Source organism: Mycobacterium sp., from assembly GCF_052144515.1.
Taxonomy (GTDB): domain Bacteria; phylum Actinomycetota; class Actinomycetes; order Mycobacteriales; family Mycobacteriaceae; genus Mycobacterium.
This window is the reverse complement of record NZ_JBKQQD010000337.1, coordinates 1-3,331: the sequence shown is the minus strand read 5'-3', so window position 1 is coordinate 3,331 and position 3,331 is coordinate 1. Positions and strand designations below refer to the sequence as shown.

General features: G+C 63.3%; 2 protein-coding genes and 2 pseudogenes. 1 reads left to right on the top strand and 3 read right to left on the bottom strand.

All coding sequences use genetic code 11. From position 1 onward, the window contains the following. Positions 1-1,016: pseudogene (locus ACLP9N_RS22405) on the bottom strand (DUF5631 domain-containing protein); the annotation flags it as partial. Continuing rightward, complete coding sequence (locus ACLP9N_RS22400; protein ID WP_442409451.1) at positions 1,006-1,557, bottom strand: hypothetical protein; 552 nt, start codon at positions 1,555-1,557, stop codon at positions 1,006-1,008. The gene ACLP9N_RS22400 and the pseudogene ACLP9N_RS22405, both read right to left, overlap by 11 nt. 570 nt (positions 1,558-2,127) lie before the next feature. Here ACLP9N_RS22400 and ACLP9N_RS22395 point away from each other — a divergent pair. Further along, positions 2,128-2,901 carry a hypothetical protein gene (locus tag ACLP9N_RS22395; RefSeq protein WP_442409450.1) on the top strand — a complete coding sequence of 258 codons (774 nt, stop codon included), beginning with the start codon at positions 2,128-2,130 and terminating at the stop codon, positions 2,899-2,901. Positions 2,902-2,954: 53 nt separating this feature from the next. Here ACLP9N_RS22395 and ACLP9N_RS22390 read toward each other — a convergent pair. Further along, positions 2,955-3,331 (bottom strand): annotated as a pseudogene (locus ACLP9N_RS22390) (alpha/beta hydrolase); the annotation flags it as partial.

Genomic DNA, 3,331 nt, shown 5'->3' with positions numbered 1-3,331 from the left:
CCCGGCTCCATCGCATGCATCGCGCCGTCAGACAACGATTGCACACCGGCAGTGGCCGGCTGCCCTGTCATCATGCCGGTCGCGACCGACTGCCCCATCGGTCCAGGCGAAAAGCCCTGTCCGAGGGAAGCTGGCGAGAGGGGTGCACCAGGCGTCGCCGGGATCGCCGGCGCTGTTGGTCCACCAACGCCCGGCATCGACGGACTACCCAGCGGCGGCGCGGCTGGTGCCCCAGCTGGCACATTCCCGGGGACACGCGCACCGACACCTTGGGCACTCCCAGGGCCGCCACCGGCGCTAGCCCCGCCGGTAGCAACTACCGTCGGCGGCGATGCTCGCGCGCCAGCACCCTCGCTACTCCCCGGAGGGTGGCCCCCACCACTGCCACCGCTGTCACCGCGAGCACCGAAGCCTTGCGCTGCCGCGTCCAGGTCATCCTTGCTGATCTGGCGCGGCGGGGGAGCATCATCGGTATTGAAGCCGTGCTCACGCGCCCAACTTCGGGCGTCTCCATGGATGCCTTCGGCGTCGAGGACCTTCTGTGTGGCCGCCATGATTTTGTTGACGGCCGCCGCGGATGCCTTCGCCGCATCAGCATTGCACCGCGCTTGGATCGCCTGGATTTCTGCTAATTGCTCGGGCAGTGGTTTTTTCGAGGCGAGAACGTCATCTATTTCTTTGTTCCCTTGGTTCGCTATTTCTGTCAATCGGCTCCGCAGATAGTCGATTTCGTCGGCAGCGGAATTTAAGGCGTCTACTTTTATTTTGTATTTTTCTGCTTTATCTAGCTCAGATTTCTCACCCTGGAAATACCTAGAAATCAGATCCTCGGCTGTTTTGCCCTGATTCTGCGACAGGAGCTCCCGCTGGTTCCGGAGAGTCTGAGCTAGTTCTTGTTTTTGGGTTGACCATGTCGCCCAGTGTTGGGCGGCGTCGCGGAGGGCCGTCGACGGACCCGGCCACCACGGACCGATCAGCGGCGCTGTCCAGGTACCCTTCGGCAGGTCAACCCCCACCGCATACCTTTTTCATCACAGCGTCCTTGGCGACCACGTCATCGATTGCTGCCCGAAACTCGGCGTCGCTGGCAACATCCGCGTTCCCCTTGGCCGTAGCCATTACGTAGGCCGTCGCCAGCGCACGGGCGGCGTCGCGGTGTGTAGCGTCGAGAGCCGGATTGGCCGCTGCCATGTCAAGCATGACGGCGCCGTTCGTGTCGGCGATGCGCGCCAGCGCCGGGTTATTGCCGTTCGTGTCGATTTGGACCGCGCGCGCCGCTAGTTTGTACGTGTCGCACAGCTGCCGTTGGGCGGCGGACGTATCGGCAGCCGTATAGGTCGGACCCGTGGTCGTAGCTGGCGACGCGGCGTGCGTCGAGTGTGTGAGGGCAACAATCAGTGCGGCGACTGCCACAACTAACGCGATCGCGGCCACGGCGACAGCTGGCCATGTGCGTGAGCGCGGTGGTAGATGGGTGGCATGGGGCGGCGTCCACTGTTCCGCGGGCGGCCGGTTCGTCGAAGACTCACCGAAGTCCGAAGGCAGGTCCCCCACCATGCGCCCTCCTGATAATCCGCACTTCGGGACGGTTTCCCGAATTGTCCCTAGACCTTCCACCCATTCGTGGAATCACAACATCAATAGTGGAACAAGCAACGGGACGGCAGCAAATCACTGGCGCCGCCATTTGACTGCTCCGAGACTCTCCTGACCCCAGCAACCGTAACGTGCATGGTCCCCGTCAATACAGCTGTTGCATTCCCCGCATCCGTCCACGATCGCGATTGTCCGAGATCGCATCAAGGCGACGATCGCCGCCGCGTCCGTAGTCACGCTCAGCGCGGCTGGCTGCATTTCGCATACTTTGGCCGGCAATCCCACCACCGCGAGTCCGACTACGACGTCGGTCACGCTCCCCCAGGCGGAGCTGTTGCGCGATTTCGCCGAGCAAGACCCGATGGGCGTCTTCAAAGAGGGGTTCTACCACCTGCTTCGCCAGCCGATGGCCACATCCGTGGCAATCACTGGCTATCGATACCAGGTGGCCACCGACGGCGCGACGTCCAAGGTCACTGCCTTCGCTTTCATCCCACCGGCGCCTGGCAACCGATCCCCGACCGAGAGCTGGTGTGGTCACCCAGTCAGGCGAAGTGGGTGGAAACCGACCGCACAGAGGCGTTGTCGCCCGGACCCGCCGGCAGTCGCGGCTGGCCCACCGTCAAGGGCGTCTCCGACGCCGGGACAAGCTATTACACCTTCAGCTACCAGGACCTGGGCGGGCGGGCGCTGCCGCACGGGTTGGAGGCCGGTTTCGACGAAGGGGTGGGCCTTCCGCAGTCAGCGCAGGCTGGGAAGTTCAGCCCGGGTGCGCGCGCCTACCTCATGACGGAGACGTCCGTCGACCCGTTCTATACGATCCATCGCATCAAGCACGCCGATACCGGCATAGATGATTTGCAGCTCGTCTACTCCTGCGTCCAGCTCTCACCGGACTGCAAGGCACCCACCCCGGATCTCGTCGTACTCGCCACACTAGGCGGGGAGTTCACCAATCTCTCCGGCACCACACGACTCGAGTTGGACGGCCACGGACACCCGACGCTGCGGCCCGTCGGCGTGCCCGATATACCGTTCGCCACCCTGACCTACGGCTCCGTCCAAAACGACAAGCCCGAACGCATAACCCTGCAGGCCGCCAATCCAGACGACGCTGACAAGTTCGCCAAGGCAATGGGCATCAGCGTGGAGAATTTCGCTTTCGTCGACTACGACGGTCAGGTGACGGTCGGATTCGCCGAACCTGCCAACACCACGACCACCGTATTCGCCGGCTATAACCGGGTTGCTGCCAACGACCTTCTCACGCAATGGACTCCGGCGCTACCTGTGGTGCTGCCCTAGCTGCGGTACTGAAAAGGCTTGCACGACAGTTCCGTTCACCGATAAGCGTGCGGCTAACCCGTTGGTCCGCGATGACGATGTCCGGTGGTCGCAGGTCGCAAGGCTTCGGGGTCAAAGCCCTCCCCCATGAGGTATTCGCCGCGGTGGTGTGCGGTCATCCCGTCGTGTTGTAGCGCATCACCATGCCCGGAGACCACGTCGGAGATACTGAACAGCGATTCCGACCCGTCGTCAAAGTAGTGAAGATGGTCGTAGATCGGGTTGGCGGTATAGCCGGGAACTTCGGCTTTGAAGCGGGTGGAGCCGAAGCCGTCGACGGAGGGGTCGTCTCCGAGTCCCCCTAATGTCGGCCCTATCAGGCCGGGCCGCACACGACCAGGAGACCACGTGACCGCGTCTCCCGAGGCCGCCCCGACGTACAGATGCCCAC

What these genes read in the sequence shown, in the direction of transcription:
- ACLP9N_RS22400 (WP_442409451.1), bottom strand. Translation starts at nt 1,557, where the DNA reads ATGGTGGGGGACCTGCCTTCGGACTTCGGTGAGTCTTCGACGAACCGG.